This is a genomic window from Sphingomonas bisphenolicum, from assembly GCF_024349785.1.
GTDB lineage: Bacteria > Pseudomonadota > Alphaproteobacteria > Sphingomonadales > Sphingomonadaceae > Sphingobium > Sphingobium bisphenolicum.
Window position 1 is genome coordinate 1,025,341 of record NZ_AP018817.1, and the last position, 21,827, is coordinate 1,047,167.

Annotated in this window: 29 protein-coding genes, 1 tRNA gene and 2 pseudogenes; 21 read left to right on the forward strand and 11 right to left on the reverse strand. The window is 60.2% G+C overall.

The genetic code is table 11. From position 1 onward, the window contains the following. Window positions 1-232 precede the first annotated feature (232 nt). The 3 genes and pseudogenes from SBA_RS05015 to SBA_RS05025 form a co-directional block, all read left to right on the forward strand. Window positions 233-1,354, forward strand: a complete 1,122-nt coding sequence (locus SBA_RS05015; RefSeq protein WP_224550584.1) for a Ppx/GppA phosphatase family protein — start codon at window positions 233-235, stop codon at window positions 1,352-1,354. Then, window positions 1,351-2,055: an RlmE family RNA methyltransferase gene (locus tag SBA_RS05020; RefSeq protein WP_261936099.1), complete on the forward strand. Its 705-nt coding sequence runs from the start codon at window positions 1,351-1,353 to the stop codon at window positions 2,053-2,055. The genes SBA_RS05015 and SBA_RS05020 overlap by 4 nt, the downstream gene beginning before the upstream one ends. A gap of 43 nt (window positions 2,056-2,098) precedes the next feature. Continuing rightward, window positions 2,099-2,746 (forward strand): annotated as a pseudogene (locus SBA_RS05025) (magnesium chelatase domain-containing protein); the annotation flags it as partial. Between the two features lie 197 nt (window positions 2,747-2,943). Here the strand turns inward: SBA_RS05025 and SBA_RS05030 are convergent. Together SBA_RS05030 and SBA_RS05035 are read right to left on the reverse strand one after the other, a co-directional pair. Next, window positions 2,944-3,207: a DUF3253 domain-containing protein gene (locus SBA_RS05030; protein ID WP_261936100.1), complete on the reverse strand. Its 264-nt coding sequence runs from the start codon at window positions 3,205-3,207 to the stop codon at window positions 2,944-2,946. Then, window positions 3,096-3,473 (reverse strand): UvrB/UvrC motif-containing protein, encoded by a 378-nt coding sequence (locus SBA_RS05035; protein WP_315975818.1) that lies wholly within the window; start codon window positions 3,471-3,473, stop codon window positions 3,096-3,098. Before SBA_RS05035 ends, SBA_RS05030 begins: the two co-directional genes overlap by 112 nt. Window positions 3,474-3,685: 212 nt before the next feature. Here SBA_RS05035 and SBA_RS25260 point away from each other — a divergent pair. From SBA_RS25260 to SBA_RS05060, 5 genes and pseudogenes are all read left to right on the forward strand, one after another. After that, window positions 3,686-4,381: pseudogene (locus tag SBA_RS25260) on the forward strand (type IIL restriction-modification enzyme MmeI); the annotation flags it as partial. Next, the gene (locus SBA_RS05045) at window positions 4,382-6,580 is read left to right on the forward strand and encodes a class I SAM-dependent DNA methyltransferase (RefSeq protein WP_261936102.1); all 2,199 of its coding nucleotides are present in this window, start codon (window positions 4,382-4,384) and stop codon (window positions 6,578-6,580) included. Window positions 6,581-6,756: 176 nt separating this feature from the next. Beyond that, the gene (locus SBA_RS05050) at window positions 6,757-7,092 is read left to right on the forward strand and encodes a GrlR family regulatory protein (RefSeq protein WP_261936103.1); all 336 of its coding nucleotides are present in this window, start codon (window positions 6,757-6,759) and stop codon (window positions 7,090-7,092) included. A 277-nt stretch (window positions 7,093-7,369) separates the two neighbouring features. After that, on the forward strand, window positions 7,370-8,209 hold the full coding sequence (locus SBA_RS05055; RefSeq protein ID WP_261936104.1) for a CFI-box-CTERM domain-containing protein: 840 nt from the start codon (window positions 7,370-7,372) through the stop codon (window positions 8,207-8,209). A 199-nt stretch (window positions 8,210-8,408) separates the two neighbouring features. Then, entirely contained in the window at window positions 8,409-8,735 is a 327-nt protein-coding gene (locus tag SBA_RS05060) for an excalibur calcium-binding domain-containing protein (RefSeq protein WP_261936105.1), read from the forward strand. 23 nt (window positions 8,736-8,758) lie between these two features. Here SBA_RS05060 and SBA_RS05065 read toward each other — a convergent pair whose 3' ends face one another. From SBA_RS05065 to SBA_RS05085, 5 genes are all read right to left on the reverse strand, one after another. After that, on the reverse strand, window positions 8,759-9,055 hold the full coding sequence (locus tag SBA_RS05065) for a hypothetical protein (protein ID WP_261936106.1): 297 nt from the start codon (window positions 9,053-9,055) through the stop codon (window positions 8,759-8,761). Between the two features lie 198 nt (window positions 9,056-9,253). Then, entirely contained in the window at window positions 9,254-9,721 is a 468-nt protein-coding gene (locus tag SBA_RS05070) for an excalibur calcium-binding domain-containing protein (protein ID WP_261936107.1), read from the reverse strand. Window positions 9,722-9,769: 48 nt separating this feature from the next. Continuing rightward, complete coding sequence (locus SBA_RS05075; protein ID WP_261936108.1) at window positions 9,770-10,267, reverse strand: MucR family transcriptional regulator; 498 nt, start codon at window positions 10,265-10,267, stop codon at window positions 9,770-9,772. A 103-nt stretch (window positions 10,268-10,370) separates the two neighbouring features. Further along, a complete protein-coding gene (locus tag SBA_RS05080) occupies window positions 10,371-10,565 on the reverse strand; it encodes a DUF6961 family protein (RefSeq protein ID WP_261936109.1) in 195 nt (64 codons plus the stop codon). Then, the gene (locus SBA_RS05085; protein ID WP_261936110.1) at window positions 10,562-10,762 is read right to left on the reverse strand and encodes a DUF5818 domain-containing protein; all 201 of its coding nucleotides are present in this window, start codon (window positions 10,760-10,762) and stop codon (window positions 10,562-10,564) included. The genes SBA_RS05080 and SBA_RS05085 overlap by 4 nt, the downstream gene beginning before the upstream one ends. A 367-nt stretch (window positions 10,763-11,129) precedes the next feature. Between SBA_RS05085 and SBA_RS05090 the strand changes: the two genes are divergently transcribed. The 3 genes from SBA_RS05090 (at window position 11,130) to SBA_RS05100 (ending at window position 13,518) form a co-directional block, all read left to right on the forward strand. Beyond that, window positions 11,130-12,233: a ParA family protein gene (locus tag SBA_RS05090; protein WP_261936111.1), complete on the forward strand. Its 1,104-nt coding sequence runs from the start codon at window positions 11,130-11,132 to the stop codon at window positions 12,231-12,233. Continuing rightward, window positions 12,230-12,949, forward strand: coding sequence for a RelA/SpoT domain-containing protein (locus tag SBA_RS05095; protein ID WP_261936112.1), 720 nt, complete (start codon window positions 12,230-12,232; stop codon window positions 12,947-12,949). Before SBA_RS05090 ends, SBA_RS05095 begins: the two co-directional genes overlap by 4 nt. A 224-nt stretch (window positions 12,950-13,173) precedes the next feature. Further along, complete coding sequence (locus tag SBA_RS05100) at window positions 13,174-13,518, forward strand: polyhydroxyalkanoic acid system family protein (RefSeq protein WP_261936113.1); 345 nt, start codon at window positions 13,174-13,176, stop codon at window positions 13,516-13,518. A 29-nt stretch (window positions 13,519-13,547) separates the two neighbouring features. Here SBA_RS05100 and SBA_RS05105 read toward each other — a convergent pair whose 3' ends face one another. Both SBA_RS05105 and SBA_RS05110 read right to left on the reverse strand, forming a co-directional pair. After that, window positions 13,548-13,772 carry a hypothetical protein gene (locus SBA_RS05105; protein ID WP_261936114.1) on the reverse strand — a complete coding sequence of 75 codons (225 nt, stop codon included), beginning with the start codon at window positions 13,770-13,772 and terminating at the stop codon, window positions 13,548-13,550. An 87-nt stretch (window positions 13,773-13,859) separates the two neighbouring features. After that, complete coding sequence (locus tag SBA_RS05110; RefSeq protein ID WP_261936115.1) at window positions 13,860-14,510, reverse strand: hypothetical protein; 651 nt, start codon at window positions 14,508-14,510, stop codon at window positions 13,860-13,862. 313 nt (window positions 14,511-14,823) lie between these two features. Between SBA_RS05110 and SBA_RS05115 the strand changes: the two genes are divergently transcribed. The 7 genes from SBA_RS05115 (at window position 14,824) to SBA_RS05145 (ending at window position 19,437) form a co-directional block, all read left to right on the forward strand. Then, window positions 14,824-15,102: a hypothetical protein gene (locus SBA_RS05115; protein WP_261936116.1), complete on the forward strand. Its 279-nt coding sequence runs from the start codon at window positions 14,824-14,826 to the stop codon at window positions 15,100-15,102. 469 nt (window positions 15,103-15,571) lie between these two features. After that, a complete protein-coding gene (locus SBA_RS05120) occupies window positions 15,572-15,973 on the forward strand; it encodes a hypothetical protein (protein ID WP_261936117.1) in 402 nt (133 codons plus the stop codon). Continuing rightward, the gene (locus SBA_RS05125) at window positions 15,970-16,647 is read left to right on the forward strand and encodes a hypothetical protein (protein WP_261936118.1); all 678 of its coding nucleotides are present in this window, start codon (window positions 15,970-15,972) and stop codon (window positions 16,645-16,647) included. The genes SBA_RS05120 and SBA_RS05125 overlap by 4 nt, the downstream gene beginning before the upstream one ends. Beyond that, window positions 16,644-17,288, forward strand: coding sequence for a hypothetical protein (locus tag SBA_RS05130; RefSeq protein WP_261936119.1), 645 nt, complete (start codon window positions 16,644-16,646; stop codon window positions 17,286-17,288). The genes SBA_RS05125 and SBA_RS05130 overlap by 4 nt, the downstream gene beginning before the upstream one ends. A gap of 231 nt (window positions 17,289-17,519) precedes the next feature. Beyond that, a complete protein-coding gene (locus SBA_RS05135; RefSeq protein ID WP_261936120.1) occupies window positions 17,520-17,702 on the forward strand; it encodes a hypothetical protein in 183 nt (60 codons plus the stop codon). 245 nt (window positions 17,703-17,947) lie between these two features. After that, a complete protein-coding gene (locus tag SBA_RS05140) occupies window positions 17,948-18,745 on the forward strand; it encodes a hypothetical protein (protein ID WP_261936121.1) in 798 nt (265 codons plus the stop codon). A 56-nt stretch (window positions 18,746-18,801) separates the two neighbouring features. Then, window positions 18,802-19,437 (forward strand): recombinase family protein, encoded by a 636-nt coding sequence (locus SBA_RS05145; protein WP_390902390.1) that lies wholly within the window; start codon window positions 18,802-18,804, stop codon window positions 19,435-19,437. 100 nt (window positions 19,438-19,537) lie between these two features. Here SBA_RS05145 and SBA_RS05150 read toward each other — a convergent pair whose 3' ends face one another. Then, a complete protein-coding gene (locus tag SBA_RS05150; RefSeq protein ID WP_261936122.1) occupies window positions 19,538-19,819 on the reverse strand; it encodes a DUF427 domain-containing protein in 282 nt (93 codons plus the stop codon). Between the two features lie 328 nt (window positions 19,820-20,147). On the opposite strand from SBA_RS05150, the gene SBA_RS05155 reads away from it, so the two are divergent. Continuing rightward, the gene (locus SBA_RS05155; RefSeq protein WP_261936123.1) at window positions 20,148-20,384 is read left to right on the forward strand and encodes a hypothetical protein; all 237 of its coding nucleotides are present in this window, start codon (window positions 20,148-20,150) and stop codon (window positions 20,382-20,384) included. 204 nt (window positions 20,385-20,588) lie between these two features. Here the strand turns inward: SBA_RS05155 and SBA_RS05160 are convergent. Continuing rightward, window positions 20,589-20,674, reverse strand: a tRNA-OTHER gene (locus tag SBA_RS05160). 367 nt (window positions 20,675-21,041) lie between these two features. Between SBA_RS05160 and tnpA the strand changes: the two genes are divergently transcribed. Then, window positions 21,042-21,425, forward strand: a complete 384-nt coding sequence (gene tnpA / locus SBA_RS05165) for an IS66-like element accessory protein TnpA (protein WP_104960067.1) — start codon at window positions 21,042-21,044, stop codon at window positions 21,423-21,425. After that, window positions 21,422-21,769 carry an IS66 family insertion sequence element accessory protein TnpB gene (gene tnpB, locus SBA_RS05170; RefSeq protein WP_104960066.1) on the forward strand — a complete coding sequence of 116 codons (348 nt, stop codon included), beginning with the start codon at window positions 21,422-21,424 and terminating at the stop codon, window positions 21,767-21,769. Before tnpA ends, tnpB begins: the two co-directional genes overlap by 4 nt. Window positions 21,770-21,827: the final 58 nt, after the last annotated feature.

The following is a 21,827-nucleotide window of genomic DNA, read 5'->3' on the forward strand; positions in this document are numbered from 1 at the left end:
CATGTCTGTTTTATCCTAAAGGCGATGACGTCGACCGAGCGATCTTGTTCTTTGCTGATCCGAAACGAACCCTGCCTTTGCGGGACGTGCAAGACGTATCCTTAATCATTCTTAAGTCTTGCGCTGGCGGCGATGCCGGCCGCGCCTTGCGCGATGCGTCATATCTGCTTAAGCATGGGGGCAAGTTCCGGTCGCCCTTTGGCGGCTGGCGAATGTAGAAGCGAGTTACGGCATGGTGCAGCAGAGCCGCCCATCGCCGCAGAGTTCCGGCCCGGCCGGCCGTTATGCGGGCAAGCGCGCCCGTTCCGGTCCGGGCGATGGGAGCAAGGCTGCGGCCATTCCGCCCCCGTCGACGCAACGGGGCTTTCCGCCCCATGGCGCGCGTGAGCGTCGATCCTATGCCGCGATCGACCTGGGCACGAATAATTGTCGCCTGCTGATCGCCAAGCCGTCCGCCGACGGCTTCATCGTCATCGACGCCTTTTCGCGGATCGTCCGGCTCGGCGAGGGACTGGCGTCTTCCGGTCGGATCAGCGATGCGGCGATCGATCGCGCGATCGCGGCGCTGTCCGTGTGCGCTGACAAATTGCGTCGCCGCCACGTCACGCTGGCACGATCGGTCGCGACCGAAGCCTGCCGCCGTGCGTCGAACGGGGCGGAGTTCATCCAGCGGGTCTATCGCGAAACCGGCATCGCGCTCGACATCATCAGCGCGCAGGAAGAAGCGCGGCTGGCGGTACTGGGGTGCCATGCGTTGCTGGAGCCGGGCGATGGACCGGCGCTGATCTTCGACATTGGCGGTGGATCGACCGAACTCGTGCTGGTCGATTCGCACGGAACGACGGGCGCGCCGAGGATCGTCGACTGGGTCAGCGCGCCCTGGGGCGTCGTGTCCCTGACGGAGAGCGAGGCGTTCGACCATGGCGACAAGGCGGAACGGCTGGCCGCCTATGACCGGATGCGCGCGCGGGTCAGCGAGGCTTTCTCGCCGCTCGCCCGGCGCCTGCCGCAGGGGGCGGAGGATATCCGCCTGCTGGGCACGTCGGGCACGGTGACGACGCTGGCCAGCCTGCACCTCAACCTGCCGCGCTACGACCGGCAGGCGATCGACGGCCTGATCGTGCCATGCGAATCGATGCGCGCCATTTCGGAGCGGCTGTCGACCATGGCGCTGGCCGAGCGGCAGAAGCTGCCCTGCATCGGCACCGAGCGCGCCGATCTGGTGGTGGCGGGCTGCGCCATATTGGAATCGATCCTCGACATCTGGCCGGCCGCGCGACTGGGCGTGGCCGACCGGGGGATTCGCGAAGGCATATTGCGCGGCCTGATGGACCGCGACGGGAGAGAGATGTGAGAGGGTCTGGTGTCGGCAAGGTGCGGGTCAAGACCGCCAAGGGCCGCACGGCGCAGTCGGTGCGCTGGCTGGAGCGGCATCTGAACGATCCCTATGTCCGCAAGGCGAAGGCGGAAGGGTGGCGCAGCCGCGCCGCCTTCAAGCTGATCGAACTGGACGAGAAATTCCATTTCGTGAAGGGATCGAAGGCGGTCGTGGACTTAGGGGTAGCGCCGGGCGGCTGGGCGCAGGTGGTGCGCAAGATGGCCCCGAAAGCGGCGGTGGTGGGTATCGACCTGCTGCCGGTCGATCCGATCGCGGGCGTGACCCTGTTCGAAATGGATTTCATGGACGACAAGGCGCCGCAGATGCTGCGCGATGCGCTGGGCGACGCGCCGGACCTCATCATTTCCGACATGGCGGCCAACACCGTCGGCCATGCCGCGACCGATCACCTGCGCACCATGGGGCTGGTCGAGGCCGCGGCCTGGTTCGCGGTGGAGAATCTGCGCAAGGGCGGCACCTTCGTCGCCAAGGTGTTCGCGGGCGGGACCGACGGCGAGTTGCTGGTGCTGCTCAAGAAGAATTTCACCACGATCAAGCATGCCAAGCCGCCGGCCAGCCGCAAGGGCAGCGTTGAATGGTATGTCGTGGCGCAGGGGTTCAAGGGGCGGCCGGACGAGCCTGCGCGGGACCGGACCGGGGAACCGGTAGAAGAATAGTGCGGCAATAGACTGGCGGGGCAGCGGGAAAAGGCGGGGGCATTTGGTCGCAACGGTATCGACGGTCGCTTATCTGGGGTTGGAGGCGCGCGCCGTGGAGGTGCAGTGCCAGCTCGTGCCCGGCCTGCCCAATTTCATCCTCGTCGGCCTGCCCGACAAAGCGGTGGCCGAAAGCCGCGAGCGGGTGCGCAACGCGATCGCCGCGATCGGCCTGTCGTTGCCGCCCAAGCGGATCACGGTGAATCTGTCGCCCGCCGACCTGCCCAAGGAGGGATCGCATTTCGACCTGCCGATTGCGCTGGCTTTGCTGGGCGCGATGGGTGTGATCGATGCCGAGACGCTGGCGGGCTATGTCGTGGTCGGCGAACTGGGGCTGGACGGGCGCACCGCGCCGTCGCCCGGCGTGCTGCTGGCGGCGCTCCATGCGGGCAGCCAGGAAATGGGGCTGGTCTGTCCGGTCGCGCAGGGGGCGGAGGCCGCCTGGGCCGGCGAGGTCGAGGTCGTCGCCGCGCCGGATCTGATGGGTTTGCTCAATCATTTCAAGGGGACGTCGGCGCTGTCGGCGCCGCAGCCGGGCGTGGTGGAGGCGCCGGTGCGGGGCGCGGACCTGAAACAGGTCAAGGGGCAGGAGGTCGCCAAGCGCGCGCTGGAGATCGCCGCGGCGGGCGGGCATAATCTGCTGATGTTGGGTCATATGACACCAACTGCAGTTACGCTGTTACGTGATCCAGCTGTGCTAGACGCAGCAGCCACTTCCTTTTGTTTCAGCCGTCGACGTCCGTCGAGTACATCGCCCCGCTGCCGGCTACCAAAGGCACTCGGACAGGGCCTTACTATCCCCTCGGCTCCCAAGACGGCGTCGTCCCGCAGCGAATACAATGTCGCCCCTCAATTCCGATTCTTGCGGCGAATGCGATACGGTCCAACCCGTTCCGCCAGCGGCTCGCCCTTCCAGCTCAGCTGAATCAGGCCACCGGCGCGGAGGCGGTCTACAGCAGCGTGGACCGTAGGCATCGCGTCCCGCCATGCGTCTGGTGGAGCTATGGCGCGGGCAACTTCACTCGGGCAAACGGTCGATCCAGGCGCGCGGGCGGCGAGTAGCGCAGCGTAGCGTCGCGGGCGTTCGTCGCCATCACTTGCGATGCCCGACATGTGAGGGTGTGCCCGTGGTCATGGGATCGGCTTGGCAGGCGGCTTCCAATCCGGTGGGGAGTCGCTCGCTGCCGGCTGGTTCCCAGGCCCATCGCGCCCGGTTGCTGGCGCTCCATGCCTGACAGATCGGCCCGCTCAGCCTCGGCCGCCGTGACGCCGCTTCTCATCAGGCTGATCATGTCGCGGCAGCGCTTGGCCTCTTCAAAGTCCGATGCGTGAACGGCAGCATCCATTTTCGCCTGCAAGGTCGAAATTGCCTTCGTCATCGCGGCGCAACGCTTCAAGGCAGTGTTTGGTGGCAATGCGCCACTTCCAGCTCGCGCAAGATTTTCGCTGCACAACTTGCCCTTGGATTGCGATAGTGCATCGACGAATTGGCAGTGCTGTCGGTACAGCGTTCCTAAGCCGTCTGGAGAACCTGTAAATTGTAGGGCCCAAATCCATTGCGGCGCGCCGCGATTTCTGTTGAGACCATCCGATGACCCCGCATGATTTCATCACCAAATGGCGTAATGTCGAGCTGAAGGAGCGGACGGCATCGCAAAGCCATTTCAACGATCTTTGTGCGTTGCTGGGCATCGAAGACCCGATCAGCGCTGATCCCAAGGGCGAATGGTTCACGTTCGAGAAGGGCGCGTCGAAAACTAGCGGGGGTGAAGGCTGGGCGGACGTGTGGCGGCGCGAATGTTTCGCGTGGGAATATAAGGGCAAGAACAAGGATCTGGACAAAGCGTTCAGCCAGTTGCTGCAATATAGCATCGCGCTGGAAAGCCCGCCGCTGTTGATCGTGTCCGACATGCAGAGGTTCCGCATCCATACCAACTGGACCAACACGGTGCAGGTCCGGCATGAATTCGGCATAGAAGACCTGGCCGACGCGGCCCGGCGCGACCTGTTGCGCGATGCATTCTTGAACCCCGAGGCGCTTAAACCCAGCAAGACGCGGCAGTCGCTGACCGAGGACGCAGCCAAGGAATTTTCGACGTTGGCGCAGCGATTGCGCGATCGTGGCAATGAGCCGCACCTTGTCGCGCATTTCGTCAACCGGCTGATCTTCTGCATGTTCGCCGAAGACGTGAACCTGTTGCCGAACAAGATGTTCACGCGCATGCTGGAACATAGCCGGAGCGCGCCCAACGATTTCGCCACCCATGCGCAAACGCTGTTCGCGGCGATGAAGTCGGGCGGCGCGGTGGGGTTCGAGCGGGTGGATTGGTTCAATGGAGGGCTGTTCGACGATGACGGGGCGCTGCCGCTGGACCGGGCCGACATCGACAACCTGCTGACCGCCGCCCATTTGGACTGGTCCGAGATCGACCCGTCGATTCTGGGCACGCTGTTCGAGCGCGGGCTGGACCCGTCCAAGCGCAGCCAGCTGGGCGCGCATTATACCGACCGCGACAAGATTATGCAGATCGTGCGGGCGGTGCTGATCGCGCCGCTGGAGGCGGAATGGGCCGATGCGCTGGCGCGGATGACTGCGCTGGTCGAGGGAGCGCCGCGCGCGACGGCGGAAAAGCTGCTGCGCGGCAAGGAATTGGCGGCGCGGACCAAGGCGGTGAACGAGGCGGAGGCAATCCACCGCGCGTTCCTGGAGCGGATTGCGGGTTTCCGGGTGCTGGACCCGGCCTGTGGCTCCGGCAATTTCCTGTATCTGTCGCTGCTGGCGCTGAAAGACATCGAGCATCGCGCCAATCTGGAGGCCGAAGCGCTGGGGCTACCGCGCGGCTTTCCGCGCGTTGGGCCGGAATGCGTGCTGGGCATCGAACTCAACCCCTATGCCGCCGAACTGGCGCGGGTGTCGGTGTGGATCGGCGAAATCCAGTGGATGCGGCGCAACGGATTCGACGCGGCAAAGAACCCGATATTGCGGACGTTGGATACGATCGAGAATCGCGATGCGGTGCTGAATGCGGGGGGAACGCGAGCGGAGTGGCCGGCGGCAGACGTGGTGGTGGGGAACCCGCCGTTTCTGGGCAACAAGAAGATGCTCCGCGAACTGGGCGAGGATTATGCGGTCGCGCTGCGCAAAGCGTGGAAGGATGTGCCGGGTGGGGTCGACCTAGTCTGCTATTGGTTCGCCAAGGCGTGGGCGCAGATGGAGGCGGGGGTACTCAAGCGGGCGGGACTGGTTTGCACCAACAGCATAAGGGGCGGCGCGAACCGAGAGGTGTTGAAGCCGATAGTGGAGCAGGGGCGCATCTTTGAAGCATGGAGCGATGAAGGCTGGACAGTTGATGGCGCTTCCGTTCGAGTATCGATGATTTGTTTTGATTGCCTCCACGGCGAACCAGCGTATCTCGATGGAACATCTGTCACGGCTGTCGCCGCAGACCTCAAGCTTGGCGGCGATGGGACCGATTTGACTAAAGCGAACAAGTTGCGGTTGAACGCCAATCTCTCGTTCATGGGCGTTACTAAATCAGGGCCTTTTGATCTGGAAGGGGAAACAGCACGCGCACTTTTGCAAATGAAGGGCAATCCGAACGGATTGCCAAATTCTGGCGTGATCAAAAAATCTGTCAACGGACTGGAAATAGTTCGCCGTCCTACAGATCGATGGATATTGGATTTTGGCCCTAAAACGACGTTGGCAGAGATATGTCTTTTCGAAGGGCCGTTTTCCTATGCTGAGCGAGTAATTTACCCTGCTCGGCAACTCAGCAAGACATTGAAAAACAGAGAGACGTGGTGGCGATTTGAAAGAGCGCGGCCGGAAATGTACGAGGCTATTCGACCTCTGAAGCGATACGTCGGAACAGCGATGGTCGCAAAGTACCGGATTTTCATATGGCTCACCCCAGACTATTTGCCCGAAAATCTGGTAATCGTAATCGCCCGCGACGATGACACAACCTTCGGCATCTTGCATTCGCGCTTCCATGAAATCTGGTCGCTGCGCATGGGCACGTTTCTGGGTGTCGGCAATGACCCGCGCTACACGCCCTCCACCACCTTCGAAACCTTCCCCTTCCCGCAAGGCCTGACGCCCGACATCCCCGCCGCCAACTATGCAGACGATCCCCGCGCCATCGCCATCGCGGCCGCCGCGGCGCGGCTCAATGAGCTGCGGGAAAACTGGCTCAACCCCGCCGATCTGGTGCGGCGCGAGCCGGAGGTGGTGGTCGGTTATCCCGACCGCATCCTGCCAGTCAGCGACGAAGCGGCGAAGATATTGGCCAAGCGGACGCTAACCAACCTGTATAATGCGCGGCCCGCTTGGCTGGACAATGCGCATCGTGCGCTGGACGCAGCGGTGGCGGACGCCTATGGCTGGGGCAACGATTGGCGCGCAGGGTTACTGAACGAGGACGAAATGCTGGCCCGGCTTTTCCGCTTGAATCAAGAACTCGCATCTGCGAGTCCAATTTAAGCTGCCGATATGATTCCGTTTTTGTTTGCAGAAAAGCCGCTTGTCCGCTTTTGGCCATCATTGGTCCCCACCGCCCCATCCCGCTATCGACTATCCAGCATCACCCAGCCGGTCCGGACCCGGCCGCCTCACGCCCAGCCCCTCCGGCCCAGCTGCCCAACAGCAGGAGCCCGAGAATGTCCCTCCCCACCGGCCTGTACAAGATAGCCTTCACCTCCACCTACGGCACCGACTTTGGCGTGCTGGTCCTACAGGAGGGCGGCAAGCTGCGCGGCGGCGACAGCGGCAACGCTTATGTCGGCACCTACGAGGAGGACGGCGAGGTGCTGACCATGCAGGTCAGTGTGACGCAACATCGCCCAATCCCCGGCGTGGTGAGCGTCATCGGATTTAATAACGTGGTCGTAGAGATGGCGGGCAGGGCCAACGACGGGGCGCTACGGATGCGCGGCACGTCAAAGCAGGTGCCGGGCGTTCGGTTCGAGGCGCGGTTGACGCATATAGCTGATTGATCCGCGAGGCCCCAAAGCGCGCAATCACAAACGTCTAATGCACTTGAAACGGATAACGATATCGTGACCCAAGGTTGACTTAAACTGCTGACCTCGTCTCTTTGTACGTGAGGCGAGAAATTGGGGTGATTTTATGGGCCATTGTACGGAATGCGGAGCTCAGGTTCGCGACACTGACAAGTTTTGTGGTGAATGCGGGAAGGCGGTAGGATCTACAATTGTTACCGGAGCGCATGATCGTCTTTCCGATCAAAGCGGAATAGCCACGCTAATGGGAATGGCGCAGACAGCGGAGTTGGGGGCAAACAACGCAGAGGCACTGGATTATTACAATCGTGTCCTAGAGATTGATCCTACTATAGCTGATGCTTGGATCGGGAAAGGGCGAGCGGCGTCGTGGCAATCGACCTTAATAAATTTCCGAGTGTCAGAAGGCTTGATTGCGTTTCGACATGCCATTTCCAACGCTGGAGAACGGCGAGAAGCCATTATTGCCGAGGTTACTGGCGAACTGAATAAGATCGTCACAGCCCTCTACCGCATGGCGCGCAACCACATGGAGGAATTTGCGGCGCTTGATCACACGTGGCCTTCTTATCTGAATCAAGTCGCTCAAATGTTAGATGCTTTGGAGCAGGCTGAAAAATGGGACCCTCAAAATAAAGTTATACTAGAAAATATCGTTCACCTTACGAAGGACAATATCGAAGGATACAAATATTGGGATTCTATCAATCGCGTTTCAGGTGTTCATGGAATAACTCCAGAATATGAAAAGACGCTGCGCGGAATGATGGAAGCCGCAGTTACGGCTTTACGTGATATGGACGAGACTTATGTGGCTCCCGCCGTCGAAAAGAAGCAAGCCGATGCCTGTTTCGTTGTTACAGCGACAATGGGAGATTTCAGTCATCCCGACGTAACGCTTCTCCGCCAATTTCGCGATGAGTGGATAGTCGAAAAGCCGGGCGGCCGACGCTTTGTACGATTGTATTATCGAATAGGCCCTGGGTTGGCGGCTTGGATCGAGGGGAAGCCCAGCCGACGACGTCTCGCGTATAGGCTTATTGTCAGACCGGCGGTCCGCTTTGCCATGCGTATGAAGGATCCTCAATAACCAGGGACCCGGTCGAAAAAAGCCAAGCATGAGTTTTTCTGATCATTCTTCGCAGGCATTGAGTTCGTGCCGCTGCCAGCGTTAGCGACGCCGGATCGGGAAATTCAGTCAGTTGATTATTGCAGACAAATTCGTGACGATGGTTGTTCGTTTGCAGGTGCCAGCCATAAGGTAACCTTTAGTTTTGGAAGAACGACACATGTTGCCGCTTCGACGTTCTGGACTAGCGGCAATCGGAGCTGCAATTGTGGCACACTTACTTTCCGCGCCTTGCGCCTTTGGCCATCCAGGAGGCCTGAACGCTGAAGGCTGTCATAACGACCGGAAAAATGGCGGATACCATTGCCACCGAACGAGTTCCAGCGGCGCTCCCGCTCCCAGGCGGCAAGCCGGCACGGGCAGCGGCGGCGGAGCGTTCGCAAACTGTTCCGCCGCAAGGGCTGCGGGTGCCGCGCCGGTACGGGTAGGCGATCCTGGGTACGGGCGGCACTTGGATCGCGACGGTGACGGGATTGGGTGCGAGTAATCGCCACCAACCCCGTCAATTTGTCAATTTCCGTTTATAACCTTCGCCCGCTCAGCAGGGGTCAGCGCTTCAGCGTTGATGTCAGAGTCGTCAATTGCCTCTTCCTTGGCGTCGCCGGCCTCTCGGGCGGCGTCAGCCTTCGCCTGCATCAGGTCCTCGGCTGTGCCGCTCATGTTGTCGGCCATGGCGTCCATCTTGTCGGCCTTGTTCTCGGCCGCTTCTTGCACCTGCTCGCCTAGCTTGTCGTCGCCCTTGCCGCCGCAAGCCGCCAGCGCCAGGCTCAAACCGATCGCCGCTTCTATTGTGAATGTGCGCTTCATTCCGTCTCTCCCTGTCGTGAGAGGGAATAACGGCCAGGGGCAGACTTGGCTCCCCCGCCTACTGCTAACGGTCAACGGCTCAGCCGCCTGCCAATGCTGCCACTGGTCTGGCACGCCCATACCACGGCTCGGCATCCCTATGGGGGCGATGGCCATGAGGCTGCGGCAGGAGGACGGCCAACGGGCGGAAACGAATAGTCAGCGCTGCCAGCGATAAGGCTCGCACGCGATGCCGTCACCATCGCCGTCCATGTGGGGTCCGTATCCTGGCTGTCCAGCGTACAGCGGCGCAGCACCTGCGGCCCGCGCCTGGGCGCAGTTGCGGTACGACCATCCGCTTGCGGCGGGCAGTGGCCGGGCGCGGGGCGTAGTTACCGTCGCAACGCTGCCTGACCCCGGTTGTTGCGCATCAAGCTCGGCGGCGGACATCAGCGGCGCGGGCGTGTACGGCACGGTATCGGCCGTCATCACCTGCTCGACAGCTGAGCGATCGTCGGAGGGGGCTTCATTACCCATGTAGATTGAGCCAGCGCCAACCGCCGCGCAAATCAACAATCCTGCCAGAGCTTGCGCCACAAACCTCTCCTGCCGACGCTTGCGGCGCTGGGCTGCGTAATAGCTGCCGGGGCGAACAGGTACGGCGCGGAAGGGCTTCTTAAAAGTCATGGGGCGGCATCGTGCCGCCCCAGTGTAAAGGATTGGTTGCCAACCGCGTCAGGCTGGCTCGGCTTCAACCTTTGGCTTCGGCTTCCGTCCACGCGGCGCGGGCGCTTTTCCGGTCTGTTCAGCAGGGATGGCCGAAGCCGCCTTGGGTTTCCTGCCCAGCCCGATCTTGACTGCCAGGTCCTTGCGCTGCTGGGCGTAGTTCGGCGCGGTCATAGGATAGTCAGCAGCAAGGCCCCACTTGGCCCGGTACTCGTCCGGCGTCATCTGGTAGGCCGTCTTTAGATGCCGCTTCAGCATCTTGAGCTTCTTCCCGTCCTCCAGGCAGACGATATAGTCTGGCTTGACCGACGCGCGAATGGAGACGGCAGGCTCCTGCTTGGGCGCTTCAGGTTCGGCAGGCGTGCCAAGGCCGGACAGTGCGGCGTGGACGTTCGCGATCAGGCCTGCAACGTCACCGACGCTGACCGAGTTGTTCGACACGTGCGCTGCGACAATGTCGGCAGTCAAAGCGATGAGGGTGTCTTGCGATATAGCTTCTGTGGACATGCGACCTGTCTCTCTATTTGGGAAAAGGGATTTTTGATTGGCTTGGATTGCTTGATGCAGGGCGCACATAGCATGGACCACGCGGAAAGGCGACCGCCGTACTTTAGGACAAGCGGTCAGGCGGCGAAAGTTTGGTCAGGCAGCTCGCGATCTTCTTCCACATCGCGACACCGTCTGCGTCGCCTGCCCGCTTCATCTCCTCGACACGCGCGGCGGCAACAGAGGCAGCGCGCTCCCCATGCTGACGCAGCAGCATGGAAGCAGCGCCCCACGGCACCTGATCCAGGGTTAGCGTCACGCGGGAGTGATCCTGTCTACCGCTACCACGTCGTGGCCCTGACGGGCACCCTCGACGCGCGCCTTGCGGCCCAGCAGACGGTCATGGCGGCCTAGGGCAAGCAGCCGCCACTGCCCGCCGTCTGGCATCTGTAGGATCAGCTGGCGGCCGTCGAGCAGCAGCAAGCCTTCAAGGGTGATGGGGCGTTCGCGGGGCATGGGTTGACGGGCCTGTTACGTTGTTACGTTAGGTCAGGAGATCGAAGCACGTCTGTAAACATAGGCGGCTCCCTCATAACCTGATCTCCTCATTAAAATCGAATGTCGATAGGGGGTATTAATGTAACAACGTAACAGAGAGCCGGGGTGGGGCATTTTTGGAATAGCTGGTTTGCGCCAATAAGCCACTCGGCTCGGCAGCGTCCCATCTCGAAAGCCGACGTTCGCACTGGTGCCAACGTCAGTTTGCATGCGTTCGCAATCGGCGCTCAACAAAGAAAAATTGAACAGTTAAGGCGCAACATTAGGTGAGCACCTTGCCATAAGCATCTCATTCGATATGCATACACCCAGAGAGGGGATGAGCGTGAAGCCGAACATCATAACAATATTTAATAACAAGGGTGGCGTCGGAAAAACGACATTGACCTATCACCTCGCCCATGCCCTCGGCGAAATTGGGCAAAAAGTTTTACTCATAGACCTCGACCCCCAATGCAATCTCACAATTGTGTCGACTGAAATGGAAAACATCCATGAAGTCTGGGCGGCTGAGGATCCCTTCATTGAGGATTTCCAAGCTGCCCGCACAGCTATGGGAGATGCGACGTTCGCGGCCATGATTGGTACGCCGCGCTCAATCCACTTTCTTTTAAAGCCAACCGAGGATGGCACCGCTGACCTTGATAATTTGCCACCACCGTTGAAGCTCGCGCGGAATGTCGATCTGATTCCTGGGCGCCTGACCTTACATCTCTTTGAAGCCAAGATCGGCGAGCGATGGAGCGGCATCTATCAAGGGGATCCCCTTGCGATCCGCACTGCCACGCACGTTCGGACGATGGCTTACGAATACGCGGAGCGGGAGGGCTATGACCTCGTTATATTCGACACATCCCCAAGCTTAGGGGCTCTCAACAGGCATCTTCTTTCATTAGCGGATGGTTTTATCATCCCCTGTTCTCCTGATCTTTTCTCAGTGTACGGCATCAGAAATATCGGTGACGCACTTCGTACTTGGCGAAAGCAGTTTGAAAGCATTTTCCATTTCATATCGGATCAGAAGCGTTCAAGCTTTCCACAGTCTTTTGTAAAGTTCATGGGTTTCACGCTCTACAATGCCAAACGGTACAGCAAGTATGAAAATGATCTAAATCTGGCAAAAGCTCACCAGAATTACGCTGTACAAATACCGGGAACAATCCACAGCTCAATAGATCGCAGCAATATGATAGAATTTCCCAATGTAGCGGAGGCTTCTATAGGGGATAATGCGATAATCCACAGCCACAATACATTCCCGAGCTTGTCGCAGAAGTATCATATGCCGATGTGGAAGTTACCAGATAGCGGAATTCTGGATGCCGAAGATAGAGGGACTGTCGCAGGAAATCAGAGTAAATTTCGCGATACCCAGGGCGCGTATCATCAGTTCGCGAGGGATTTCTTGAACCGAGTACAGTATCTGTGACCGCTCCTCTTTCGCCTGGTGAGGAGGGCAATCCTGCAGATATCGCTAATGAGGATGAGGATTCCTTGGTTCGATACGATGCAATGACCCACGAGCTGAAGATTTTTATGGATGGTGTACTCCACTACTTGGGAGATCACCCGGATCTTCGCGTTGACGGCAATCAGATCGTACACTCCTATAAAAGCCGCCTTAAAGACCGGGAGCATCTAAGGGAAAAGCTGAAACGTAAACGATCTGAAGGTCGGCCGATATCAACAGAAGATTTATTTTCCAGAGTGACTGATCTTGCCGGAGTTAGAATAATTCATCTTTTTCAGGAGCATTTTGGTCATATTGATAGCCTAGTCAGGCGCAAGGTGGAAGCTGGCGACTGGGTACTTGGAGAAAGAGCAACGGCCTACACTTGGGACCCTGAAGCTGCTGAATTTTTTAAAGGTTTTGATTTAGAAGTCGTTCAGAAGCCGACGGCATATACGAGTGTGCATTATCTTGTGCGCCCCCGAGCAGATTCTCCACTCTGCTGTGAAGTTCAGGTAAGAACGTTGTTTGAAGAGATCTGGGGAGAAGTTGACCATCAAATCAATTACCCAGTCCCTACAGAAAATCTTGCTTGCAAGGAGCAGATAAAGGTTCTTTCGAAAATAGTTGGAGCCGGAAGTCGTCTCTTAGACTCACTGCATCGAGTTCATCGCTCTTTGGAAGCGGGCAATTGAATGCCGCAAATTAGTGGTCCGCTTATTGAGCTTCGTCAACCATTACCTGACATTCCGCTACCGGCCAATTCCGCTAGTGGGACCTAACCACCGGAGTGATGCCGCTTTTCGACACCCGGTAACAAAGTAGCAGCGTAGCTAATAACTGCCCCATGCCCCCGAAGCATCGCCCCCGAAGCATCGCCCCCGCCTGAACAACCCTTGGCCCCGCGCGTCCCCTTGCCATGCCCAATCCCACCGTTATCGACATTCCCCACAACCTCGGCCGCGAAGAGGCCCGCCGCCGCATGGCGAAGGGCGTTGGCAAGCTCGCCTCTCACATCCCTGGCGGCGCGGCCACCGTGACGCACTCCTGGCCCAGCACCGACCGCTTGGCGCTGACCGTGGCCACCATGGGCGTGGAGGTGCCCTGCACGGTGGACGCGGAAGAAGAGCGACTGCGCGTCACGCTGGAGCTGCCCGGCATGCTCCGCTTGATGGCGGGGCCGATAGCCGCGATCGTCAAATCACAAGGCGAGCGGCTGATGCTGAGCGACGGGACGGCAAAGGCCAGCCGACTGCAGAGTTAAAGCGGGGCGCACATCCCCGCCCCCAAACGTCAGGCCCGTTTTCTCCTTGCGTAAAGCAGCGCCGCGACGATCGCCGCTGACCCGATGCCTACCGCCGCGCCCAGAACGCTGACGGGTCCGGGCGATGGCTCTCCCGTCCTGCCGTTATCGGCGTCCGTCGGCAGCGGATCGGCTTGCACGCTCTCGGCATGTGGCGCGGGGTGGGCTGGATAGGGCGGCGTGCTGCCGGGCGGAACTGCGGGCTTGTGGGTCATGATGCCTCTCTTGTTATGGAGAGGGTCAACGATCCGGAAAGCAGGCGGTTGCCAGCGTGTGTTTCAGGCGGTCGCTCCATGCGCGCGCTACATCACTGTCCCGGTCTCGGCGTTCATGTAAATCTTGTTGGCGGCGGTCATGCCTCCGCAATATGTAAAATAGACAGGCTCGTCACGCTGGTTCACCGACTTAACCCAGCCGCCCTGCTCCTTAAAGTCCTCTGCGGTGCAACGGCCGCTGGCGATCAATTCCCGCGCTACCTTGGCGAACGTTGTGCGATACTGAGTGAAGTCGTCCGAGTCGGCGACGATGCTCTCGTCAGCGCTTGCCGTCTCGGCCGGGTCAGCCGGTCGCGCGACCGAAAGCTGGCTCTCCTTTACCCACTCAGCGAACTGCCCGTTCGTGATGCCATTGGCAGTGGTGCAGGCGGCATTGCCCTTGTCCACATACTGGCTCTCGCCGTTCTGGCACGAAGCGTCGTACGTCTTTGTGATCCTTACCCAGCCGTCCTTGGTTTGCATCGGTGTGGCTGCCTCCCGGAAAAACAGCCGTCCTACAATGCCGCACTCGTCGGAGGGACAGGAGTGGCGGTCTGCATATTGCGTAGTCACCCAAAGCTTGCCCGCGTCCGGCGTCGATTGCGTCGCTTCGGTCGACTCGACCGCTGTGTTGCTTTGCGGGGGCTGACTGCAGCCAGCCAACAAGACGCTTGTAGCTAAAATCACAAATCCACGCATTATCCGCTCTCCCCGCTTTACATCAGCGTCGCCATAGGGGCTGTCCGCGTCAACCAGGCTGGCCAAGATTTCGGTTGCAGCCGGGTAATATCGCCCTACTTCGCCCGCCCTTTGACCGCGCGCCAAAGCGTGGCCACGCTAGTCAGCACTGCCGCCACTCCAAGAAGAAACGATCCGTCGATTATCACCATTGCCGACTCCTTTCTTGTCCTGCATGTTCGCTATATGTTCTCATGTAGGAAAGAGTGATTCTGCGATGTGCGTTTCGATTCGTCCCATTCCAGATAGCGTGCGGCTGAGGGTCGCTGGCGACGTGGAGACGGTGCTGACCGTGCCGTACGAGACCGACGAGCGTTTCTTGGTCGGTCTTAGTGACGGCACACTGTTGCTGGGCTGGTACGACGACGACATGCGGTGTCGATGGGAAGTGGCGCGCGACGGAGCGGGTATCGTCCGCTTCGACGGCGATCTGGCCCGCGTGGAATGGAGGGTCGAGTGGGTGACGGTTGCGACCTTCGATCCGCGCGTTGTCGAGCCTGACGTTCCTCCAGCGCTGCCACTGTTTCCAGACCTGGACCGGTGGGCGGCTTAGGCCTGCTACGTTGTTACGATACGTCAGGAGATCGACAAGCGTCCCGTAAGGGGTGGGCCAGCTAAGCTTTCAGGTCTCCTCATTAAAATCGAATGTCGATCAGGGGTAATAACGTAGCAACGTAGCAGCAGTGGGCGGTTTTGCCCTTTTGCCTCCTCCTAACGTCATGCCCGCCACGCAGACAAATATTCTGTCAACTGCCGTCACTTGCCAAGCCTGCGGCCAAGCGGCAAAAGGTCCGCGCCCTGGAGACAGGGCGGGGCGTGGAAACCCTTCAAGCAATGCATCTCGGTCGCCAGTTTCGGTGGCCGGGTGGCATGCGCGCATGTCCAGCCGGAAACGGTAAAGGCGCATGCGCTCTGTGCATTGCCAGGGTTTCCAACATCCGGCTCATGGCCGTCGCCCCGGACAACATAGGGCGGCGTGCCAGGGATGAATGTGGCGCGTGGTCCCGTAACAGGGGACGAGCATGATTAGAATTTCCATGGTTGCTATCACCATCGCCGCTCTGGTTGGCGCACAGCCCGCTGTGGCCGCCGCGCCTAAAAAGGCCGCACCGAAAGCGCCGTCGTCGGCCTGCGCGAACCTAGCGACCAAGTATGAGAACTTCAGCAAGCAGCTATCCGTGAACAAGGCTGACGGTCGCGGCGGCAGCGCGGCCGTGATGACGGAAGCTGGCCTTACGCTGGACCTGATGCGGTCTAACGGTTGCACGCTTCCCACCGACACGCCGTCCGACATGCGCTATATCCTCAAGGCGTACGAGTGCAGCAATGCTCGCAAGCGGGCGGTGCTCGCGATCGTGGAAGGGAAACCCGCTGCCACCAGCATTCCGCAGTGCGACTGGTCCACTTGGACGCCCGACCTGTGAGCGCCCGAGCCCTCCTTTTGGCCGCCGCCATCCTGTCGGCAGTCCCCGTTACCGCCGCAGAGCGGAAGGTCGGCCAGCGCCCTGACGCTGGCGTGGACACAATCGTCACCGTCGGCACGCCGCTGCTAGAAAAGTTCAACATGGTCACCGTCACGGTGCCGCGCCTGCGCGACGACCTTAAAGTGCCGCTCGGCCTACAGGGGCAGATCGTGGTGCCCAGCGGCGCTCAGTTCCGCGTGGTGCGCGAAAAGCCACTCAAGGCCTGCACTGTCGCGGAAGATACCTATGTGGACCACTTTGTCGGCCCGCGCGGCGCAGCCTGCCTGCAGGACGCTGACGGCGACGGCGCGTTCGACAAGGCGTCTGCCGAGAGCGTCATGTTCACCACCAAGAAGATTCAGCCGCCAGCGCCATACGACCTTGTGGATATGCCCGCGGCAGCGGGGAGCGACTATTTCCGCCAGAGCCTTGTCTATCTGGGCGCGGCGCAGGGCGTGCTTCGACTCAACTACCGGGAGTTCTCGCACGACATGGCGCGGCCCGCCTTCACGGAGGAATTGTCGTTTCCGCTGGAGGCAACGTACCCGCAGGTGATCGCTTGGCGGGACACGCGCATCACCCTGCTGGGGGTCAGCAATGCGGGGCTGCGCTATCGTGTAGAGCCGCCTCAGTGATCGGTCTGCTGTTCGCAATCATGGGCGCGGTACTGCTGTTTTGCTTCCTCGCGCTCCGCTCGACCAATGACAGTCGAAGCAGGGTGGTCGCCCGTTCGGACGAGGCCAAGAGCGATGAGGCGCAGCATCGCTTGTTTGAGGAGAGTGTCAGGGAAGAGTGGCCGGTCGTCCATGCAGGGCGCAGCCGTCCCGACCGAGAATACTTCATGATCAGCGCGGATCGATCGCGGCTGCGGTGGGCGCGCGTTCAGCTTCGACCGGCCTATACCGTCGTGGAGGAGCGCGTGGTCGCCCTAGACACGGTTCTGTCTGTTGAGCTGCGACAGTCGAGCCGCACGGTCATGCGGTTGGAGACGCAGGCCGTGACCAAGAAGACGGGCGCATTGGGACGCGCAGTGGTGGGTAGCGTCCTGCTAGGCGGCGCTGGAGCGGTGATTGGGGCGGCGACGGCTGGCGGGCAGACCACCGCCACGACAAAGAGCAAGAGCCTGACACGCGACGGGCCGACCTATGTCGTCATCGGCACAACCGACCTTGAGCGCCCTATGCTTAAGGTCAAGATGAGCGGTGTCTCGGCTGGCGAGGAATGGCTCCATAGGATCAAGGCGTCGCTAGAGTTGCAGAAGGGTAACCGCCTTTGAACGTTTCGCGCGTCGAGAAAATCGAAAATCGAGATCGGATCGGGAGAAGCTGAGCCGCGCGCAGCGAACAAACCGCTTAGGCTTATAGCTGTCCCAGTACGTCACAGAGGCACCACGCGTCCCGCGGCCGTAAACCACCTTGTCCACCTCTCTGCGGTGATCGTATCGCAAGCGGAACCCCTGGCACTTCCGGCAGCGCCAGCTGTTGGCAGGTTGGAGGAGAGCGCAGCCATGCCAGACAAGGTCGTGTCGATAGGGTTACTGACGGAGCGGGACTTGGAGCGGTTGGGCGAGGGCTTCCGGCGGCACATCCCTATAACTAGCGACGACCTGTTCGCCGACCTGATGGCGAAGCTGGACCGGATACCCTTCGACCCAAGCCATAAATCACGATCCCACAAGGCAAAGCGGTGAAAGCTGTTTGCAAGTCACAAGCTAAACGCGACTGAAATATTCGATATTTTTCTGACCAAAGGTGACTGAACCAAAAGGTCACCCACAGCCCAATACCCCGACAAGGTACCATACGGAATTTTCCAAGAGAAACGCGGCGAGCCGTTCCTGTGCCTGATCGTCGTCACTTTACTTGTCATAAAGTCACAATGCATCGAGTTGTTCGTCAACGAGACTTTGACGCAACATAGACTTGGAGCAGACTTATGACGCAGGCCGATAACGCTTCCGCACGCAAGACCCTATCCACTCGGCTGGGCACCAGCCCGAAGACCTTGCACCGCAAGGCCATGGCGAAGGCCGCCGCAGCGCCAGCGCCCGAGGGGGAGGGCTTAGAGGACATGTTTCCCGCGTCGCCTCTGGATGCCGACGTTGCCTCAGCGCCCGGCAATGCCGCGCCATTGCCTATCGCCACGGCCGTAGGTCAACACGCCGCATCGCAGTCCGACGACAGCGCCACCGTGACCGATGGGGTGGTCGCCGGCGACCAACAGACAGCAGCCGCACCCGCCATCGATATAATAGAGTCGAGCGCCGCCCCCAAGCAGGCCGACGAGCCCGTCGCCACTCCGCCCTCGACCATCGTTAAGAATCAGTCGGCACCGGCAGCGCCCGCCCAATTGCCAACGGTGTCGCCTTGGTCTGAGGCTGACGAGAGGGCGTACCAAGCCATGGCCGCGCGTCGCAAAGCGGCTGGCTTCCAGCGGCGGGGCCGGAACGTGTCGGCGCAACAGGTTATTCTTGGTGCCGTCACGCCGAATCCCGGCACGGTGTATGCAACAATTGCTGCCATAGTGGGCGCTGCTGGCAACATCAGCAGGGGCGAACTGATTGACCTAATGGCGACCGCGACCTTCTCCAACGTCAAGGCCAAGCCGACCGATCGCAATTGGTGTACCGCGTATATCGCGGGCGCTGCGCGGGACGGGGTGCTGGCCTGGACTGATAGTGGGCAGATACTCGGCGAGCATTCGCCCGAAGCAAGCAATGGTGCAGACCTGTGAATCTTGTGGTCTATCTCCGGGTAAGCACCCAAGCTCAGGGTCGAAGTGGCCTCTCTGTGGAAGCACAGCGTACCGCTGTCGAGAGTTACGCTCTCGGTGGCGGTCACCGCATCGTGGCAGAATATGTGGAGGTCGAGTCGGGAAAACACGACGATAGGCCCTTTTTGGCGGAAGCCCTGGCTGCATGTCGGCTCCACCGCGCCACGTTGTGCATTGCCAAGCTGGATCGACTTTCCAGGTCAGTCAGCTTCATTTCTCGGCTGCACGATGGTGACGTGGACTTCGTCGCATGCGACGCGCCCTATGCAAACAGGTTCATGATCAACCTCTTTGCGGCAATCGCCGAGCATGAGCGGGAGATGATCAGTCAGCGGACCAAGGCGGCGCTTGCCGCTGCCAAGGCACGGGGCGTGCGGTTGGGCAATCCTAATGGCGGGGCAGCCCTGCTGCCTGGTTGCAAAATAGCGGCGGCAAAGGCCGGAGCCTTGCTTGCCCAAAGGGCGGATCAGCGCGCCATCCAGGTCATGCCGTTGCTGCAGCAGCTTGAGGCGGATGGTTGCACAAGTGCCAGGGCGATGGCGCACGCGCTAAATCTGCGGGGCGTGCCCGCACCCAGCGGTCGCCCGCTCTGGTATCCAGAGCAGGTACGGCGCGTGATGCGACGGGGCGCAAATCTGGATCGCACCGGGTGAGGCGTCTGCTGTTGGGCACCGTCGCACTATACGCTATTGGGTGGATCGCGATCGGCTGAAGCGGATATGGGCAACTGCATCCGTTAATCCACGTCCCAAATCAGCCTACCTCCACACCCTTCCAAAAGGCGACACGACCGAGGATATTCTCCGCCGCGGATTTCGGATCAGGGTAATACCACGCGGCGTCGCGATTCTCCGCTCCCTCAACCTGGAGGCTGTAGTAGTGCGCTGTCCCCTTCCACGGGCAGACGGTTGTCGTCTCGCTCGGCTGCAGGAACGCAGAATTGACGGCGGCGGCGGGAAAATAGTGATTGCCCTCGACGACGACCGTCTCGTCGCTGGCGGCGATCACCGAGCCGTTCCATCTTGCTTCGACCATTGTCACTCTCCTGCAAACTTCCCAGGTCGGGCGCGCCGCAGCGTGTTTCAAGGAGTGTCGTTCCAAGCCAGTACCCAGCCGCGAGAGCGGACGGTCAAGAGTCGACCAATTGTGTTCACTTGCGACGTGTTTTATCTCTCCAATAGTGGACGGTCGCTCAAATGGCGCACACGTATCGCTAGCGATCGTTTGATGGCGCGAATACCCCTTGCGCGGATGCTAAGTTATGCGACTCCGACGCCCGCACTGTTGCGCATGGTTGGCCCCGAACGCGTTGTTGATGAAGAGGCGGCACGGGTCTAGAGCGATGGTGAAAAAGGGAAACGCAATGCCTTACTATTCATTAAGAATTACAAGCGGAGAAGATGCCGATTTGGTAGAATTGAAGGGCATGTATCCTGATTGGCAGCCGGCCGATTATACCGATAGCCCAATGATTTACATTCAGCGGTCGTTAGATATTGCGAGCCTTCAACGAAACGTGGCTGGCGTCGGTGAGGATGGCGGGACCGTAGAAGTGAAGAAAATTACCAAGCGCGAGTTTGAATGGAAGAAGCATCAGTGAACGGGGGGATCGCTTGAAACCTCGAATGCTAACGCGGGGAGCAATCGCCATTTGCATATTGGCTTGTACGCGGACTGTCCCAATGGCGATTCGCCATCCCCGTACAAGTTAAAACGGCGTTGCGGATATGCAGAATGCGGTGGTCATCCGCATCTTCCGCGTGCCGCTGTAAACTGACTTTCTGCTATCCACCAAACGTAGCCTTGCCAGCGACCGGGGATCGAACCCTGCACCCCGTCCGTCGAGGAAGACCATTACAATGGTGCGTCTACCAATTCCGCCACGCTGGCTTGAGGGGAATAGCACATGTTCACCCTTTGGGGAGCGGGACCGTCTCCAGATCGCCAATCAGCAATTGTTTCGCTTACGGAATATTTTCCCGCGTCGGACGTTTCGGCTGGTGTGTCTGAGAATTGGCGGGTTCACGATCGGAAGCGGAAGGGCCATTTTTTGATAAGCTGTCGGGTAACCGCGTGTCGCGCTCCGTCGCAAAGCTGATTTGACCGCATCTCAGTACGCGAGTAAGCGGGGTCTGACGGCCGCCTTGCATGCCGGGCATTCGCCGGGATGATTGCCGCTCTTTGAGCGGGGTGGCGGGTGTCGGACGAGATCGGGGATTCAGCGAGCTGTGCAGCGACTACTCATACGAGCGGTCGTATGAGTAGTCGGATAGAAGTCGTTAGCCGGGTGTCGGGCCGGCGGCGCTGGACGGTGGATCAGAAGCTGGCCGTGCTGCGGGATGCATTTGGCCCGGAGGGCTGCGTGCGCGCGGCCTGTGAACGCCATGATGTCGGCAGCGGATCGATCTACACGTGGCGGCGACAGGCGATGTCCGGTGAACTGGCCGGGGTACGCAAGCCGATCGAGCCCGTTTTTGCGGAGGTGCAGATCAGCGAGCAGCCAGCCTTGCCCGCCCCAACGCTCGCGGCGCGCAGCGGCAGCGTGATTGGCATCGAGCTGCCGTCAGGTATCAGGGTGAGCGTGGATGCCACGGTCGATGCCGATGCCCTGTCGCGGGTGATCGGTGTCCTGACACGATGATCCCGCTGCCACCATCGACGCGGATATTCCTGGCCTGCGGCGCGACAGATATGCGCAAGGGTTTTGACGGCCTTGCCGTGATGACGCAGCAGGTCCTGGAGCAAAGCCCGCATTCCGGCGCGCTATTCGTCTTTCGCGGCAAGCGCGGCGATCTGGTGAAGCTGCTCTGGTATGACGGCCAGGGCATGTGCCTGTTCTCCAAGCGGATGGACCGAGGGCGCTTTGTGTGGCCGTCGACGAAGATGGGGTCGGTGGTGATGACCGCAGCCCAGCTTTCGATGCTATTGGAAGGCATCGACTGGCGGCGACCGGAACGCACTTTCACCCCTTCATTGGCGGGGTAAAGCGCCCATTTTCTGGCACTTTTATTAGCATTTTTGCTGCTGATCTGCTATGTAAATG

Coding starts and splice junctions, on each gene's coding strand:
- SBA_RS05015 (WP_224550584.1), top strand. CDS start 233: ATGGTGCAGCAGAGCCGCCCATCGCCGCAGAGTTCCGGCCCGGCCGGC.
- SBA_RS05030 (WP_261936100.1), bottom strand. CDS start 3,207: ATGTCGGGCATCGCAAGTGATGGCGACGAACGCCCGCGACGCTACGCT.
- SBA_RS05035 (WP_315975818.1), bottom strand. CDS start 3,473: ATGACGAAGGCAATTTCGACCTTGCAGGCGAAAATGGATGCTGCCGTT.
- SBA_RS05045 (WP_261936102.1), top strand. CDS start 4,382: ATGAAGTCGGGCGGCGCGGTGGGGTTCGAGCGGGTGGATTGGTTCAAT.
- SBA_RS05050 (WP_261936103.1), top strand. CDS start 6,757: ATGTCCCTCCCCACCGGCCTGTACAAGATAGCCTTCACCTCCACCTAC.
- SBA_RS05055 (WP_261936104.1), top strand. CDS start 7,370: ATGGCGCAGACAGCGGAGTTGGGGGCAAACAACGCAGAGGCACTGGAT.
- SBA_RS05060 (WP_261936105.1), top strand. CDS start 8,409: ATGTTGCCGCTTCGACGTTCTGGACTAGCGGCAATCGGAGCTGCAATT.
- SBA_RS05065 (WP_261936106.1), bottom strand. CDS start 9,055: ATGAAGCGCACATTCACAATAGAAGCGGCGATCGGTTTGAGCCTGGCG.
- SBA_RS05070 (WP_261936107.1), bottom strand. CDS start 9,721: ATGACTTTTAAGAAGCCCTTCCGCGCCGTACCTGTTCGCCCCGGCAGC.
- SBA_RS05075 (WP_261936108.1), bottom strand. CDS start 10,267: ATGTCCACAGAAGCTATATCGCAAGACACCCTCATCGCTTTGACTGCC.
- SBA_RS05085 (WP_261936110.1), bottom strand. CDS start 10,762: ATGCCCCGCGAACGCCCCATCACCCTTGAAGGCTTGCTGCTGCTCGAC.
- SBA_RS05100 (WP_261936113.1), top strand. CDS start 13,174: ATGCCCAATCCCACCGTTATCGACATTCCCCACAACCTCGGCCGCGAA.
- SBA_RS05105 (WP_261936114.1), bottom strand. CDS start 13,772: ATGACCCACAAGCCCGCAGTTCCGCCCGGCAGCACGCCGCCCTATCCA.
- SBA_RS05110 (WP_261936115.1), bottom strand. CDS start 14,510: ATGCGTGGATTTGTGATTTTAGCTACAAGCGTCTTGTTGGCTGGCTGC.
- SBA_RS05120 (WP_261936117.1), top strand. CDS start 15,572: ATGATTAGAATTTCCATGGTTGCTATCACCATCGCCGCTCTGGTTGGC.
- SBA_RS05135 (WP_261936120.1), top strand. CDS start 17,520: ATGCCAGACAAGGTCGTGTCGATAGGGTTACTGACGGAGCGGGACTTG.
- SBA_RS05140 (WP_261936121.1), top strand. CDS start 17,948: ATGACGCAGGCCGATAACGCTTCCGCACGCAAGACCCTATCCACTCGG.
- SBA_RS05150 (WP_261936122.1), bottom strand. CDS start 19,819: ATGGTCGAAGCAAGATGGAACGGCTCGGTGATCGCCGCCAGCGACGAG.
- SBA_RS05155 (WP_261936123.1), top strand. CDS start 20,148: ATGCCTTACTATTCATTAAGAATTACAAGCGGAGAAGATGCCGATTTG.
- tnpA (WP_104960067.1), top strand. CDS start 21,042: ATGAGTAGTCGGATAGAAGTCGTTAGCCGGGTGTCGGGCCGGCGGCGC.
- tnpB (WP_104960066.1), top strand. CDS start 21,422: ATGATCCCGCTGCCACCATCGACGCGGATATTCCTGGCCTGCGGCGCG.